At 40.0% G+C, this 17,367-nt stretch carries 13 protein-coding genes; 6 read left to right on the top strand and 7 right to left on the bottom strand.

The features are described from left to right. Positions 1-23: 23 nt before the first annotated feature. From BANVL01_RS17390 to BANVL01_RS17410, 5 genes are all read left to right on the top strand, one after another. Positions 24-782: an HAAS domain-containing protein gene (locus BANVL01_RS17390; RefSeq protein WP_066095813.1), complete on the top strand. Its 759-nt coding sequence runs from the start codon at positions 24-26 to the stop codon at positions 780-782. Positions 783-966: 184 nt separating this feature from the next. Next, positions 967-1,302, top strand: coding sequence for a L,D-transpeptidase (locus BANVL01_RS17395; protein WP_066095807.1), 336 nt, complete (start codon positions 967-969; stop codon positions 1,300-1,302). A 171-nt stretch (positions 1,303-1,473) separates the two neighbouring features. Next, positions 1,474-2,304, top strand: a complete 831-nt coding sequence (locus tag BANVL01_RS17400) for a DegV family protein (protein ID WP_066095804.1) — start codon at positions 1,474-1,476, stop codon at positions 2,302-2,304. Between the two features lie 407 nt (positions 2,305-2,711). Further along, a complete protein-coding gene (locus BANVL01_RS17405; protein ID WP_066095799.1) occupies positions 2,712-3,443 on the top strand; it encodes an ABC transporter ATP-binding protein in 732 nt (243 codons plus the stop codon). Then, the gene (locus BANVL01_RS17410; RefSeq protein WP_066095798.1) at positions 3,440-4,192 is read left to right on the top strand and encodes an ABC transporter permease; all 753 of its coding nucleotides are present in this window, start codon (positions 3,440-3,442) and stop codon (positions 4,190-4,192) included. The genes BANVL01_RS17405 and BANVL01_RS17410 overlap by 4 nt, the downstream gene beginning before the upstream one ends. 88 nt (positions 4,193-4,280) lie before the next feature. Here the strand turns inward: BANVL01_RS17410 and BANVL01_RS17415 are convergent, their stop codons facing one another. From BANVL01_RS17415 to BANVL01_RS17430, 4 genes are all read right to left on the bottom strand, one after another. Continuing rightward, on the bottom strand, positions 4,281-5,390 hold the full coding sequence (locus BANVL01_RS17415; protein WP_066095793.1) for an FtsZ/tubulin family protein: 1,110 nt from the start codon (positions 5,388-5,390) through the stop codon (positions 4,281-4,283). Positions 5,391-5,619: 229 nt separating this feature from the next. Then, positions 5,620-7,020, bottom strand: coding sequence for a purine-cytosine permease family protein (locus tag BANVL01_RS17420; protein WP_066095790.1), 1,401 nt, complete (start codon positions 7,018-7,020; stop codon positions 5,620-5,622). Between the two features lie 411 nt (positions 7,021-7,431). Continuing rightward, complete coding sequence (locus tag BANVL01_RS17425) at positions 7,432-7,890, bottom strand: universal stress protein (protein WP_066095789.1); 459 nt, start codon at positions 7,888-7,890, stop codon at positions 7,432-7,434. 82 nt (positions 7,891-7,972) lie between these two features. Further along, the gene (locus BANVL01_RS17430) at positions 7,973-9,349 is read right to left on the bottom strand and encodes a DHA2 family efflux MFS transporter permease subunit (protein ID WP_066097227.1); all 1,377 of its coding nucleotides are present in this window, start codon (positions 9,347-9,349) and stop codon (positions 7,973-7,975) included. Positions 9,350-9,679: 330 nt separating this feature from the next. On the opposite strand from BANVL01_RS17430, the gene BANVL01_RS17435 reads away from it, so the two are divergent. Beyond that, entirely contained in the window at positions 9,680-10,180 is a 501-nt protein-coding gene (locus BANVL01_RS17435; RefSeq protein WP_066095786.1) for a CarD family transcriptional regulator, read from the top strand. 115 nt (positions 10,181-10,295) lie between these two features. Here the strand turns inward: BANVL01_RS17435 and BANVL01_RS17440 are convergent, their stop codons facing one another. The 3 genes from BANVL01_RS17440 to BANVL01_RS17450 form a co-directional block, all read right to left on the bottom strand. After that, a complete protein-coding gene (locus tag BANVL01_RS17440; protein ID WP_066095782.1) occupies positions 10,296-10,748 on the bottom strand; it encodes a MarR family winged helix-turn-helix transcriptional regulator in 453 nt (150 codons plus the stop codon). 287 nt (positions 10,749-11,035) lie between these two features. Next, complete coding sequence (locus tag BANVL01_RS17445; RefSeq protein ID WP_066095779.1) at positions 11,036-12,226, bottom strand: macrolide family glycosyltransferase; 1,191 nt, start codon at positions 12,224-12,226, stop codon at positions 11,036-11,038. A gap of 293 nt (positions 12,227-12,519) precedes the next feature. Next, entirely contained in the window at positions 12,520-17,346 is a 4,827-nt protein-coding gene (locus BANVL01_RS17450; protein ID WP_066095777.1) for a S8 family serine peptidase, read from the bottom strand. Positions 17,347-17,367 lie beyond the last annotated feature (21 nt).

Genomic DNA, 17,367 nt, shown 5'->3' on the forward strand with positions numbered 1-17,367 from the left:
CAAATGAAGGAGATGGAATAAGAATGAAGCATGGTTTATCTAAAAAAAGCCAAACATTTTTGGAAAACTTACGACTATACCTATTTTCTAATGGTAAAGATGAAAAGGAAATTAATGCAATTGTTGAAGAATTAGAAGACCATTTAATGGAGGCTGAAGCGAGAGGAAAAACAGTCGATCATATTGTCGGTGAATCACCAAAACAATATATGATGCAGTTATCAAATGAAATGACCACAGACACAAAAACTTGGGTTAAATTTATCATCTTGATCCTATTTGGTGCTCTCTCCTATTCCATTTTAACAAATGCTGTTAATGGGCAGCTATCCTACTCCCTGCTTGAAATTCTTGGTTCAATTATGATTAGTTTGATTTTTATCATTGCTATAAGAAGTCTTTTTAAATCTGTTGCTGCAAATAGCTTATCAAAAGCAAAAGAATTTACGCTTTTTTATGTGGTTGGCCTTTTACCCATAGCGTTATTTGTCGGATTATTTTATTTCAATCGTCTAATTGAAACGCCAATATTCCACTTTGGCAGTATTGGAACCATTTTAGCTGTGGTATTGACACTTGGCTTTTTAATTGGCATGTCACTTTGGACAAAGACATGGGTAATGCTGATTATTTTGGCCTTACTCGTATTCCCAGATTTTCTTTTTCGTTACATCGATATTAGTCCAGAAACACAATTAATCCTATCCACCATTCTCACATTTGGCGGCATTTCCCTCTATTTATATGTGAATCACAAAATGAGCAAGCAACAAACTAACTAAATAACTAAAAGCGACAGCTTTGATTTCATACAACTAAATAATTTTAACTGTTATGAAAGAAGATTAAAGGCTTGAGTGAAAAACTTTGTTCATTCTGCCTTTTTACTCCCTTTTTTATCACCTGTGTATCACAAATACCCACTTCAATTCATACACTATTCAAAAAAATGGGAGTTGTTTTTTCATGGCAAAATGGATTAACGTATCGACGGCGAATCATCAATTAAAACTGTTTGATGGCAATAAGCTTATAAAAACTTATCCTATTGCAGTTGGAAAAATATTGACCCCCTCACCTTCTGGGACTTACACGATCATCAATAAACAGCGTAATCCAGGCGGACCTTTTGGAGTACTCTGGATGGGCTTGTCTAAACCGCATTACGGAATACATGGAACTAATAATCCAGCATCCATCGGTAAGAATGTCTCACATGGATGTATTAGAATGTTTAACCATGATGTTCTAGATTTATCATCTAGAGTTTCGATTGGCACCTCTGTTGTTATTCATAAATGACTCTGTAAATCCTGCTCGCTTTAATACATAGTTGGAGGATAGTGCGAAGGAGAGTCCAATTAAAAGAATAAAGACCCAAAAGACCTCAACTGAGAGGTCTTTTATGCGATAAAAATTCTGAAATGTTATACTTACATTATACTGTTATAAAAATTAGAGGTGGAAAAGGCAATGATAAAGATCATTACAGACAGTTCGGCTGATCTGCCTAAGGAATTAATAGAGCAATATGATATCACGATGGTCCCCTTGACAGTTACGATTGGGGAACACGATTATTTAGAAAAAGTTGATCTTACACCAAAAGAATTTTTTACGAAGATGTTTTCTTCAGATGTCCTCCCGAAGACATCCCAGCCCTCCCCTGCCTCATTTGCAGACGCGTTTACCAAATATGATAGTCCAGACAATGAAATTCTGTGCTTTACCATCTCCTCAGGGCTTAGTGGTACCTATCAATCAGCATGCATTGGAAAAGAGTTATCCAATGCAAAGGTTACGGTATTTGATACATTAGCAGGCTCTTTAGGGCATGGTCTCCAGATTATCCGTGCGGCTGAACTTGCCGGTCAGGGACATACAATAGAAGAAATCGTTGAAGAGTTAATCGCTTATCGGGATAAAATGAATATCCTTGTCCTTTTAGACACATTAGAAAATATCGTAAAAGGCGGACGATTAAGTAAATTTAAAGGATCACTTGCCAAAATACTCAATATCAAGGTGATTTTAGAAAGAGTCGCCGGAGGGAAAGTAGAAATTCTTGAGAAAATACGAGGGAAAAAGAAGTTCCAAAAGAGAGTACTAAATATCATTCAGGAAAGAGGATCTGATTTCTCTAACCTAACATTTGGAATCACACACACAGGAAATGTAGAAGATGCCGAGGCCATCAAACAAGAACTTATTGAGCAGTTTCACCCAAAAGCAGTCATTATTAGTTATATGGGAGCTACAATGGGAACGTATGCCGGTAAAGATGGAATGATTATTTCCTTCTGATTTAAGTGCCTGATAAATGAAAATAAAGTTGAAAATGGGGGTCAATTTGTTCCTAATTCAACATTAGAACGGCCTATTCGTTGGAATGGGCCCAATTTCTTTTCCTTTAATCTAATGAACTAAGCAGATGTATTTTCTCTTCTAATAGAGACTTTTTAGTTACTATTTTATTAGGTTTGGCCGTGATTAATGCTGCATCAAATCAGTCAATAATTGTTTCGTAAAATGGTTTCCTCTTCGTATTCTTTCATCTCTTTCCCCGAAATAAAATTATGTATAATAGCATTATATCCAATTTGTTTGAGAGAATATCAAAAGAAGGTGCATGGCACTGTTTGCCATGGCTAAATTGTTTTCTTAGACGAATGGGACAAGGAGCCATGTCCCAGTAAGGAGTTATGTACCGAATGACAACAGATTATAAACCAGCGGTGAATTTTAATCATGTAAATTATTCTATTGAAGATGCCCATATTTTGAAAAATATTTCAGAATCTTTCCTGGAAGGCAAAATCACTACTCTAGTAGGTCCTTCGGGAGCTGGGAAAACTACATTGCTCAAATTATGCAACGGCTTGCTGTCACCTGATTCAGGAGAAATTTTTATAAAAGGCAAAAATATCAGTAGCTATGATCCCGTAGAATTACGCAGACTTGTCGGGATTGCGCTTCAAAGTGCACCGATGATCAACGGGAGCGTACTGAAAAACCTAGCATTGCCGTTAGTGCTGCAAGGAAAGCAATTAGCTGAAGATGAGGCAAGGAATTTATTACACGATGTCGGATTGGAGGCGGAATTTTTACATCGGCCTATCAAGGATTTGTCAGGCGGACAGCGCCAAAAAGTATCAATTGCCCGCACACTTGTTAACCATCCTCAAGTTTTATTGCTCGATGAAATCACCTCCTCGCTAGACCGTGTCTCACAGCAGGAAATCGAAGAACTAATTGGAAAAATCAATCGAAAGCACGGAACCACGATTATTTGGATTACGCATAATTTACAGCAGGCACGAACGGTTGGACACTATACGTGGGTGATGATGAATGGGGAAGTCATCGAAACAGGAAAAAGCGAATTGTTACATTCACCTGTTAATGAAAAAGTCAGGCTTTTTCTAAAGGGGGAAGTGGAATGAGTTATCTCCATTTATCAATCGCACTTATTTTCGTCATCCTTCCGATTGTCTTATCTAAAACGCTAAACTTAGGTTTAGAAAAAGATACCATTATTGCAGTGATCCGTTCTATCGTTCAATTGTTGGCCGTCGGGTATATTCTTAAATTTGTGTTCGATTCCGAAAATATGATTTATATTTTACTGATGGTGACAATCATGATTTTTGCCGCCACGCAAAATGCCCGAAAAAAAGGGATAGCGATTAACGGCATCACATGGAAAGTGGCGGTTACTTTAGTTGTGATTGAAGTACTGACACAAAGTATTTTACTTGGATTCAACATCACGCCGCGCACGGCCCAATACATCATTCCCATTAGCGGTATGGTAATTGGTAACTCTATGGTGCTTGCAATCCTGTTCCTCAACCGCTTTACGGCAGAGATAGAAGCGCATCAAGATGAAACCGAACTCATTCTGTCGCTCGGCGGGACGCCAAAACAAGCGATTCACACCCAGCTCATTACTTCTATAAAAGCGAGCATGATTCCGACAATTGAAAGTCAGAAAACAATCGGCCTCGTCCAACTGCCAGGAATGATGAGTGGCCAAATCATCGCAGGTGCCAATCCGATTCAAGCGGTGCAATTCCAATTGCTCATCCTTTTCCTGCTAATAACAACCGCATCCGTCACTAGCGCCATGCTCGGATATTTATCATACCCTAGCCTGTTCAACCAGCGGATGCAGCTGTTGAGGAGAAAATAAGGGCCCTTCTGAAATTTAGCAAGGCTAATAGGTCAGTCTCCTGCCGCTTTAGACAGCGGAGACTAACCTATTAGCAGTTTATATCTCTTTACCTCTGATGCTTCGATAACTTCGATGAAATAGTTCCTGTCTTTCTTTCCTGTGGTCTAGCCTTTAGGTTGGAAGCCCAAGATATTCGCGACTCATATGTCTGGGTAAATTCTTTATTAACTAATTTCTGTAACCGGTCCTTGTTCTTTTCGAGCGATTCCTCAAGAGCCAGCATCCGCCGAGCAGGAAACGGAAGCCCTGAAAGGATAGTTGTTATCGTAGGATCCGCTTCCGAGATATAGGTTCCTTCGAACAGTTCCAGCGGTTCACCCACCCTTTCAAAAACAGCGGGGACATTAATAAGTTTAGCCATTGTTTCTGACCCTTCATAGATTAAACCTGCGCGAATGACACCTGTTGATTCTACAGGACAAAAGATCGAGTTTGCCCAAGATTGTTGTATTTTACTAGCAACGTCTGAGGTTGTCTTTGCATCTGTTAACGTGGCGGAAGAGACAAGTGTTACACCTCTTGTACCGAGGATATTCATCAGGTCGGTTTCATCAAAATTTCCGTATACAGAACTCTTTTTCGTTACCTGGAGCACATTATTAATTGCTTCCATTACTTGATGATTAGAAGAAAGGTAAATTTGATGTTTACTGGATTGCGGGTTCAACTTTCGCATCTGATCATTGTCGACAAGGAACACCGATGAGAGCGAGTCTATTTTGGAAAGCTCCTCGATACACTCAGCTGCATTGATTCGGTTACCCGCTAACACGTTTCGATCAGGAACAATCGCAATTGCACCAATGTTGACGCCTGGCAGTTGGTCTAAAAACAGGTCAATTAATAACGGGCTCATACCTGATCCGGTGCCCCCGTCGGTAGAAAAGGCCACTAGCAAGAGCTTTATATTCTTAAAGGACCGCTGAACAAAGTCAATGATCTCACGATAATTTTCATTTACCGCCCTTAATCCAATTGATCGATCTTGTCCGGCACCATTATACCCTGGGACAAAATACTTCCTTTCTACCTTCGTGTTCACTAAGCCATCGCGCTGATTCGTGTTGATAAGCGCTGTTTGAAAACCCATGGTTGATGCAATCTCAGCTATATTCCCGCCCGCCTGGCCTACACCTAAAATCCCAATTGATTTCATCAGATCGCCTCCTTCTCTTACTAAAATAATACTCATGATTTATAAAATTAGACTTTTTCCTTTATAAATGGCTAAAATTAGTTGAAGAATAGAGGCGGCGGGACAAGGGGACAGGCTAAAGAAGACCCTAGTTACTATTTATTTGTAAATTAAAAAAGACCATAAGAAGATGGTTTCTTCTTACAGTCTAAAAAAATCGGTGCCTATAATTTATTTAAGGAGACGTAAGCTATGATGCGATGTATTCTTCTTCCGGTATATCATCAGATTTACACTTACTGTAATATTTTCCTTTTGTTAAAACAGCGAAAATTATAGTAAGAATAGAAGCTAGAATTGCTGCAAAAAAGGCAGCCGTACTTTGTAAGAACGTACCCATATATCCTAATGCAGCGATTGTCCCTAAAACACTTGCTACAATTAACGGAACAACCCCAACAGGATTCCATTTATACAGATTCTCCTGCCTTGCCTCATAATAATCAGAGCCAATCTTCAATCTTTTTTTCACTACTAAGGCATCAGTTACCAAAATAGCAGCCCATGTCAAAAGAAACACTCCTTGGAATGTCATGGCAGTATCTAAATGATCCAGTATTCCGCCAAGCATCAAGGCCATGGATATTACCCCCGCGACAACAATCCAAAATCGTCTGCCTGGTTTAAATTTAAACATATTCTCAAAAAAGCTAGAAAGCGATAGTGAAGCACTATATATATTGGTAATATTAATTCTTATTTGAGTTAACAAGGTAAATAGAACTCCACCGAGGCCAAGGAGTGATACAATGTAAACACCCGGGTTAGATTCTCCTAAACGAACCCCAAACCATATACCAAGACCTCCCATAACGCCAAAGCAGAAAATTTGTGGGACAAATCCAATCATGAATGACCCTATTTTAATGTCCTTTGGTTTAAGAAAACGTGCATAATCTGAAGCAAGGAGTGCTGTTAAGCCCATTATGCCGTGCTGCATCCCGATACAAAGCAATAAAGCTGTCCCGCCTGCTTGAACACCCTCGGGCATATACGTCCAAAAGCTTCCTTCGTAAAGGGAAGTTTTATTGAATGCGACTATAATAGTGGTGATTAAAAAAACACCGAATATTGGCAATGACCATTTTTGCAATTTATCTAATTGTTTTATACCAAACCAATTTAACGGTATAACAATTGAACCAAAGACGATGATTAGAAGCCATACTGGTATGATGGGGAAAAATGCATGTATAGCAGCAACTAATATCATGCCTTCAAATGCACAATACATGATAAAGTTGGATGCATAAATGAACGAGGTTAATGAAGCGCCTATATATCCAAATCCTCCTCTAGATAATAAATTTACATTCATACCAGATTTAGCCGACAAATAGGCAATGATTGTTCCAAGGATCCCAGCAACAATGATTGCATAAATAGCTGAAATGATTGCGTTAACTGCCCCGAATTGAAGTGCCATTACACTTCCCATTTGAAAGTAAAAAATTGCCGTTGCAATTCCAAACGTAATATTTGTAATACTAAACCAGCCCATATTCCTTTTTTCTGTTGGTACCCTATCATATGAATAATCATCCTGCATCACTTCTTTTGCTTTGAGATCTGCTTCTTGTCCAGTTCTCATTCAATCATTCCTTTCATTTGTGAACACTTTCACATATAGTTTTAACTTTTTTTTATAAAATCACAATATTGATAAAATAATTCAACAAAATTGAAAAGTATCAATACGTGGTAATTAGGATTTTTTTATGATTCATCATTACTGCAATAGAATCATTCGATCGTTTCAATCAGATCTAGGTTATACTTTTCGGAGAGAATAAACCGCAAATTTCAGGTAGCAAAGGGTAAGTTGGAGGATAATTTAAGCTAAAAAACCGAATAATTTTGCATTAATCCTAAATTAGTATATCACAATCAGTTTACATAATCAAACAACAGAGATGTGGCCAACCGTAAGCATTGGTTATAGAGGATAAGATTGAGTATTAAAAAAGCATCTGCTAAGTTACTTGCAGATGCCTCTTCTATATTAGTTTCTTCCTTTAACAGCATGTAAAACAGGTCTGCGAATCACTAAAACATCACATTTAGCTGACCGTACAATTGCTTCAGATACGGAGCCAGTCAAAAAACGTTCAACTGCATTTATCCCTGTAGCACCACACATAATTAAATCAGCCTTGGCTAAGTTAGCCATTTCTCCAGTAATCAAAATTTTCGGAGAACCATATTCAATTACTACCTTTACATTTTTAACACCCTCCAACTCAGCTTCTGACTTATAGCCATTTAACAGCTCCTCTGCTGACTTCTGTGCTCGCTCAACGACTGTGCGGTCATATGCTTCGAATGAACGAGTATTGATAATGTTTACGATGGTTAAAATGGAATTTTTGTTACGTTTTGCAACATCAATTGATTTGCGAAATGCGTATTCCGCTTCTTTTGAACCGTCTACGGCTACTAAAATGCTTTTATAGTGATTCATCTGCCATGCTCTCCTTCTAACATGATTTGAAAGTGGTTCTAAATACTACCCCCTACTAAAAGATAGGGCGTAGTAGTTAAGATTATGCCTTTACATTATTAGCAGCATTAGGTTTTTTCATGAATAAAGACAGTACGACATTTACCACCGCTAATCCTAAACTGATAGTAAAGACTAATGATGATCCAGCTGCTGTTGCCTGTTGCAGGTCATTGGCAGTAGTTGCTAGATAACTATTTTGTTTAGCTGATAGAAGCGAAACAATTACGGCAATACCAATAGCACCAGCTACTTGTTGGACCGTTTGAGTGATAGCGATGCCATCAGGATAGTACTGTTTTGGAAGAGAATTTAACGTGTTTGTTTGTACAGAAGCAAGCACAGCCCCTATCCCTAACATCATGACAATGTGTGTTACTACAATCATCCATAAAGCCGTGTCTGTACCAAATTGTGAATAAAATACATAACCCATCGCTACTAAAATGGTTCCTGGTGTAATAACCGCTTTCGGACCATATTTATCAAATAAACGACCAATGGTTGGAGCTAGTATACAGTTAAGCAAGCTTCCTGGCAGCAGGACGAGACCCGTTGTAAATGCGGCCATTACTAAAGCCGCTTGCATATACATCGGTAAAATAACAAGCATCGACAACATATTAAAGAACGTGATAAAACTTGAGATAACGCCAATTACGAAAAGCGGGGTTTTAAATGCGCTTAAATTCAGCATCGGATTCTCCATCTTCGTTTGACGAATAGAAAAAAGAATGAGTGCTGCGAATCCAATGATAATAGATCCAAGAACAGGTGCGCTCGTCCAACCGGCATCACCCGATACACTGAATCCGTAAACGACCCCACCGAATCCAATCGTCGAAAGAATCACCGATACTGCATCAATCGAAACCTTACGAACCTCATTCACATTTGGTACATACTTAATCCCGAAAAGTAGAGAAAACAGCAAGAAAGGTACGGTGACCCAGAAAATCCAATGCCAGGATAATGTATCTAAAATAAGACCGGCAATTGTTGGGCCCAATGCTGGACCAGCCAACATAACTAAGCCCATAACTCCCATTGCGGCGCCTCGTTTATTTGGAGGAAAGATGGTGAAAATAACATTTTGCGTTAATGGAAGAGCAATGGCTAATCCCGCTGCTTGGATCACACGTGCCACCAATAAAAGACTAAATGCAGGTGCTACTGCAGCTATTATTGTTCCGATTATGGATAGTGATATCGAAGTCAAAAACATTTGTCTTGTTGTAAACTTCTGCATCAAAATGCCTGTTACCGGTACTAAAATACCTAATGTTAAGAAATAGCCTGTCGCTAACCATCCGATAGTCGTTGCACTAACGCTAAATATTTGACTTAAATCTCCTAAGGCAATATTTAATGCTGTTTCACTAAAAAGTCCGACAAATCCTGCTACAAAAAGAGCAGCCATGATCGGGCCTGTTTTGAATTGTTGTTTTAGGACTGTTTTACTTTGTTGATTCTGGCCTGTGTTGATTTGCTTCTTCGCTGTATTCATTTGTTGATTCACTTATTAAAACTCCTTCAATTAAAATTCGTTTACCCCTTTGTTGCTTTCCTGCTGAAATAAATATTTCGTGATTTCCACTATCAGCAATAATCCAACTCCGTAGTACACCCCCGGATACTAAGCGATTTGTTAACTATATCAAAAAATTTTTCTTTATGTCAACTTAGTTGACAATATTTTTACAATAAGTTATAATTAACTTAATTGCTAAGATATATGGGGAGTGAGCAAATGTTTAATATTGGAGATTTGGTCATCTATTCCGCACATGGTATTTGCAAAATTGATGATATTTGCGACAAAACCGTTTCTGGTATTACAAGAACCTATTATGTATTACACCCTTTGGATAATAATCATCAATTAACCATAAGTACTCCTGTTAATAATGATAAAGTACTCATGCTTGAACTTATCCATCAAGAAGGAGCCAATAATATCCTTGAATCTTTTAAATATCCAGGGATAAAATGGGTTGATAATCCTAATATACGTTTCAAGTTATATTCTGATATCATAAATACAGGTAATCGAAAAGAAATTGCTACAGTAGTAAATACGCTTATACAGAAACAAATCGAAGCTGAACGTCATGAAAAAAAACTTTACGAACAAGACCGTAAACTTTTGAATCATACACAAAATATCTTATTTAAGGAATTAGCTATATCATTGAATACTACTTTTGAAGAGATAAATGAAAGGGTAATCAGGTTGATTAAGGCTTCTTGAACAAAGTCACTAATTAATCAACCAGGTTGACCATCTGATTGGAAAGAAAAACCCACGCTTCGTCACCTAGATGAACAAAGCGTGGGTTTTTAGTTGCTTTCCGCAGACGTAAATTTTATATTTTCCAGTCTAACTTTAATAAATCTTTAAGAATCTGTACTTGTTCAGTACCTATTTTTTCTGCAATTCTATTCTCAAGCTGGGCTTTAAGAGCCTCGTTTTTTTCGTAGCATTCTTCTCCTAATGCGGTTAACTGAATACATTTTTCTTTCTTATTATTCTCCACATTTTTGATTTCGACTAATCCTTTTTCGGAGAGATTTTTGATAAATTTATGTATCGCCTGACGAGAAATTTCTACATTTTTTGTCACATACGAAATGCTAGGCTGTTTTTTATAAATCCTAGCCATGATATACCATTCAGAATTTGAAATATAAATCTCACTTTGATCATTCCATGCTTTTTCTGAGATTTTTCGAACCAAACTATGACGCTCGCTTAATAGGTCGATAAGGTCCAAATTTTGTAATTCAGAGTTTGAAATCAAACGATTCACTCCAATCATCATCTTCGCCACTTACTATACAACACTTTGCGGGGCCTGTCACGACCCGAAGTGTACCATTGCAGAAATATCGATTTTTAAATAATACACCCTATCTCAAATAAGAGGAGTCCAGTTAAATGCCCACGGACAAGTTGATTTTAAAACATCTAGATCAAACCGGACATTCATAACCATATAATGTAAACTGTAATTTTATAAATGATGAGCAAATTTAGTTTTTTTTGCAAATATCAGGCCATCAAACCAGGGTTAAAAAAAAGGCCACCAAAAATGGCAGCTTAAATTTAGATTCCATATTGACTTTTAAAATCAAAAATCTCATCAACTGCTTGGTGATATCCACCCGATTTTTGAAAAGATTTCCTAATATTTGCAACAGCTTTAGGGAATGATGGCTGGTTTAACACATGATCTGCTACATCACTCAGCTGTTTTGCCGTCAAACTCTCCATTTGTAATTGAATACCGGCCCCGATATTGGCAACTTGTCCGGCAATGACTGGCTGGTCCGCACTTTGCGGGATAACAATTAGCGGAACCCCATAATAGAGACCTTCATGGACACTGTTCATCCCGCCATGCGTAATAAATAATTTTGTGTATTTCAACACCTCTGTTTGCGGAACATACTTTTTTATAATGAAGTTTTTAGGTATCTCCCCCAACTCAGAAAATTGAGTTTTTTCCCCAATAGACATGACAACAGTATGTTCTGTGTTCCCAAGTGCCTCGAAACAAAGCGTATAAAAATTTATTGCTTGGTTAAAAACCGTACCGAGTGAAATATAAATTGGGTTTTTCCCTTTGATTGCCGTAAGATCGAAGTTTTCTTGCGTTAATCGTGAAGAGATGGATGGACCCACAAATTTGTAAGTTTGGTCGAAATCTTCTCCAAAGGGTTGAATCTCCCTCGTTGTATAAACGATTGTAAGCGGTGCAGGATTACAAAAGACTTCGTAAGGGGAACGGATCGGGGCGCCATATTTTGCCTTCACCCTTGCCGTCAGCCTTTGGTATTCTGCATTTGTTTCTGCAGGAATTTTTTTAGAAAGCTGTTCGAACATGTTATCGAATGAGCTTTTAGTCTGCGCAAAAGAAGTACACGAATTGATGGCCGGAAGCTTAAGGATTTGGGCAAGTAAACGGCCGCAGCCAAACATAGAATCGTGGATGATGTAATCAAAATGCTCTCCTTCAATTTGCTCTAGAACACTAGGTATCATAATATATGCCGTATGCAAAAGACCGTTGATTCTTTCGAGTAAATTATTTCTCCCTCCTGAGATAAAGGCTTTTAAAAATTCTTGGACATCAAAGGTTCTTACCGTAGCACCCGTCTTCTCAATGCGATCTCGAAAATCTTCGATTGTAAAGTACACTACCTCTTCACCACGCGAAATAAGCTCTTGGACAACACCAATAGTCGGATTGACATGTCCTTCTGAACCGGCATTAATAAATAAAACACGTGCCATTTTCACCACTCCTTAGCTAAAATGTTTTCAAGTTTGTGTATGAGTAAGGGGGGGACTGTCCCATGCCATTGCCAACTTAAATAATGGAATTAAATTTATCATAGTACAATACATAAAAATCTCAAACTTTTTAATCACCCTTTTCATCTAAAATTGAATGACGGGTAACTGGCACTTTTATTATCAGTTTTTTCGCCAATACTGTACCCTACAAACGAATTATGAATAGATTTAGGATTGAAAATTTCAAAAGAAAAAATGAGGCACGAGATACATCCCATGCCTCACTTGTTTTATTTTACCCACTTTCCATTTTGGTTAAAGAAGTAGCGTTTTCCGTTAATGGTAAACCAGCCGGTGATCATTGCGCCGGAGTTTTGGAGGTAGTACCAGTTTGAACCATCAAGGAGCCAGCCGGTTTTCATTGCACCGCTCTTTGCGAGGTAATACCACGTACCTCCACTGTTCAGCCAGCCCGTTTGCATCGCTCCACTCTTTGCGAGGTAGTACCATGTACCGCCGCTATTCAGCCAGCCTGTTTGCATCGCTCCGCTCTTTGCGAGATAGTACCAAGTACCTCCACTGTTCAGCCAGCCTGTTTGCATCGCTCCGCTTTTTGCGAGATAGTACCAAGTACCTCCGCTGTTCAGCCAGCCCGTTTGCATTGCTCCGCTAGATGCAAGGTAATACCAGCTGCCGCCAACATATTTCCATCCGGTCTGCATGATACCTTTTTCGTTCATGTAGTACCATTTTTCACCTTCATTTAACCAGCCAGTTACTGGATTTCCGTTAGCATCATAGTAATACCATTGTCCATTTTCCTTTTGCCAGCCATGTTTATCTGCCCCGACCACTATCAAAACAGTTGCCTTATCTGCTCCATAACTGATAGTAATGGAAGTTGATCCTGTTGCCAATGCTGTGACAATTCCTTTTTCAACCTTGACTATTTTTGAATCAAATCCACTATAGTTTGCTAGATTTGTGACATCTGTTTCCGTTACCTTGTCGCCTATTGTTTCAATGGATTTTACCGTGAGCTGTGATGTATTGCCCTTTTTCAATTCAAGGGATGCTGGGCTTACCGATAGTGTGGTGCTTGCTTCAGGTTCGACCTTGGCTGTTACTGTCTTAGAGTGCTCACCAAACTTAATCGTAATGCTCGTCTCACCAGCACTTAGGGCCGTTATCTTACCCTTTTCGACCTTTATAATCTTTGCATTAAAGCCACTATAGTCGGCAAGTTCAGTAACATCTGTTTCCGTTACCTTGTCACCTTGCGTTTTGATTGATTTTACTGTAAGTTTCTCTGTTGCGCCTACCCTCATATCAAGGGAAGCCGGAGTTACTTCCAATTCAGTTGTAACTGCCTCTTTTACTTCAAATGGGCCAAATGAAGTAATTTCTTCATTCCCTGCCTTATCCTTAACCTTTGCATGCAAATACCATGTTCCAACATCATTAACTGTAGTTGTAAAATCACCGCCGTACGAAGGAATATTCACGTTTTTCCAGGTCCCAGCTGCATCAGGATCTGCGTTTGAAGAAAGCTGATAATCGACTGATGCAACCTCTTCTGATCCTTCCTGAACCTTCACCTTAATATCGAACGGTGCGTCACCGCTTGTTTCTGTAGTTTTTAAAATCGCTTTCGCATATTGGAATGGCTCTTGGGCACCGTAATCGACAACAGCGCGAATCATGTAGTTGCCAACACTCTGATCGGCTTTGAACCATTGGCCTCCGAAATAATCCCAGCTTCGTCCAGCCCAGTTCTTTTTATCCCCATCAGATACAAAACCCGGCACATATGGATAGTCGTCCGCCTGTAAATAGGCGATATAAAAATCATCTTTCACAACCAGGCCTAAATTGGAAAGGTCAACCTCTGTCCATTTGGATAAATTGCGCTGTGCCTTCGCTTTTATTGGTCCAGCAAGCTTATTTCCTGGTGCACCATTCTTGCCCTTAGCATCATAGACGGAAATTAAAATGTCATCCCCGCCGGGCACCGGGATATGTCCAGCCCAGAATTGAAGTTTCGCCCCTTTTAGCTTTGCAGATGTTTCGCCGTCTTTTAACGACATTTTCACCGCAAATCCGCTTCCGGCATTGCCCATGACAAGGTTCTTATTGTAGCTGCCATTATCGTATTTGATTTCACCTGATTCCTTATTGATAAAAGGACTTAATTGAATATCACGTTCAAGATTTTTACCTGGTTTAACATTTATTGTTAAGGTCTTGCTGTAATGGTCCTTTGCAAACACCTTAACAGTATAGGAACCCTCATACGCTTTTAGCTGATAATCCCCATTTTCACCCGAATGACCGGGTTCAGCTTTTTCATCTTCTAACAGAAGAATCGTCGCATCCTTCAGTGCCTTTCCGGATGTATCTGTAACGGTACCCGAAATCGTTTGCCTTGGTAATGGCTCAAGTGTGATTTTCGGATTAACCTCACCTTTACTTGAAACGGTTACCTTCTGGGTCTGTGGCTTGTACCCGTATGCTTGCACCTCAACCGTGTACTTTCCTGGTGGATGATCGATCACAAATTCACCGTTTTGTGGATTTGACATCGTCTTCCAGTCTGTTTCTAAAACCTTAATCGCAGCATCAACCGGCAGCAGAGCAGCATTTTGAGATTCCCTGTCTGTTTTATGAAAGTCCATTAAAGGATAGACTGGATTTTTAAATGCCTCACTGTTCAGCTTAATTTCCTTATAGATTTCATGGTCTGCTCCGCCAGCCGGCGTACTGGCTACAAGTTGAATATCGTCCAAATACCAGCCTGGAACCTTTCCATCATCTGTTTGAAGGTTAAAAGCAATCGTAATCTTTTTACCGGCATATTTCGATAAATCAATCCCGACCTCATGCCAATTATCGTTATTTCTTGTAATTTGGTAAACCTTATCCCACGTCTTTCCGTCAGCAGTTGCAAAAACAGTTCCGTAATCCCAGAAGCCCATGTTGTACCACTGCTTAAAGCGAAGCTGTGTTTCCCCCTCCACAATGACAGGAGGCATCATGAGCGTCATATTGGAGAACATTTCAGTCTGACCGCGCAAATTCGTGGCAATGACATTTTTCCCAGAAGGCGGAGGGGTCTTGGGGCCATATGTTGGAACGCCCCATTCCCATGAGTTATTGATCCCATAGGAGGACCAGCCCTCAGGAAAGCCTTCGAAATCCTCAAAATAGCCTGCCCGAATTCCATCCTTCACGGAAACCTTTGCCTCCGCTGTTTTTACCTGATTACCCGAAAAATCTTGGATCGTCCACCAATACGTTATGGTGCTGCCTTTTACAGCTTCAGCTGGAATAATCGCTTCATATAAGCCATTTCGATAGTCCCCCGCATAACGTTCCGCATTAAAAGCTGCTTCGCTCGCATCCACATATCGGACATGGAGGCTAACCTGATTCACACTAATATTGTCCATTGCTTGGATGGAAAATGGTGCATTTAACCCCTCATAGACCACTTGACGTGCGTCCTGTACATAGGTCGGTGCTTCAGTATCATTGCCTGGCCCAACGACCTGACCCTTAATTTTTCCAATTCCTTGTTCAACGGCCGTTACAGCTGCATTTACATTCACAATTCCGTAGCCATAACCATTATTCGGGGCTTCCGGATAATTTTCATCGGTTTTTGTTACAGCCGTTAGTTTTAAGATATCCTCAATTTGTGTAAGTGACAATGCTGGGTCCGCTTGTTTTAATAAGAGTGCTGCAGCGGCAATATGCGGAGCCGCCATCGAGGTGCCATTATAGCTGCCATACTCAAATGTATTCCATGTCGCCCCCGGTAATGAAGAGCGAATCCCAACCCCCGGTGCAGAAATGTCAGGCTTAACATCCCCTCTTTCAGTTGGCCCTCTTAGGGAGAAGCTTGCTAACTCATCTGTATTCGTCGTTGCTCCAACCGCAAATGACTCCGGATAATTCGCTGGTGAACTTGCTGATCCCGGCATCGCAACCGGATTAAAAAAATCCGTATTTCCAACCGAAAAAACCGGGAAGATTCCAACAGAACGCCACGCCTGAACAAGTGGTCTGAACCAATCATTATTAATCGGGCGTCCTCCCCACGAGTTATTGACAACATCCGGCGCCATTTCGGGATGTGGAACGCCCTTTTCATCTGTTGGCGCTAACACCCATTCAGCTGCTTGAATGATATAAGAATCATAGCTTTCATCATTCGCAAAGGCCCGTGCCGCAATCCATTTTGCATCTGGTGCGACACCAATTTGATTTTGTCCACCAGGCTCCTGCCCAACCATCGTTCCCATCGTATGTGTGCCGTGCCCGTCAGAGTCAACCGGGCTGCCAATTTTGTGAATCGCATCATACCAGTTGAACGTGTGTGATAGTTTATCGGGATTATTCGGATCATACCCGCGGTACTTGGTTTTTAAGGCTGGGTGACTGACGGCAACACCGCTATCGATATTGGCAACAACCGTCCCTTCCCCGGTGATCCCTCGCTCCCAAACCTCCGGAGCACCGACACGGTCAATATTCCATTCAACCGGGCCGCTTTCATCTGCCTGCAGTTTTGCAGATTGCTCCTCCTTTTTGATCGGTTCAAGTGTTTGTTTTTCATCAAGGAGGATTGCCTTTACCTCAGGCAGCTCCGCAAGCTTCGCGGCGGCCTCCTTTGTACCTGTTACGGCAATACCATTAATGATAAAAAAGTTATGAAACTCTTTTATCTTTCCGGAAGCCTTTTCCTCCTTTAGCTGGAGATTAATCCCCTTTTGTGAGAGTTTGGCCTTATCCTGTAAGCCTTGTACAACAGCCTTTTGGACATTAGCCTTCATTTCCTTCTGAGAAATGCTTTTCTTAACAGAGGATTGCTTGGCTGATAAAGCAATTTTTTCCGTATCAGCTTGGTCGCGCAGGACCACGATGAATCTAGCAAATTCATCCTTCTCAAATTTTTTTACTAGTTTCGCATCGATGACTTCACCTTTTGCAGAGCTCATATCCGCCGGGATTACACTACTTGCAAGCGAATTCGTCGGCAGGGCCATACTTAAGGTCATTACCAACGCAAGTAAAAGCATACAAGCTTTTGCCCAAAATCGTTTGGTTCTCCTCATTCTTTCACTCCTCTATTTATT

The sequence above is a fragment of the Neobacillus novalis NBRC 102450 genome, assembly GCF_001591805.1.
GTDB classification, from domain to species: Bacteria; Bacillota; Bacilli; order Bacillales; family Cytobacillaceae; genus Neobacillus; species Neobacillus novalis.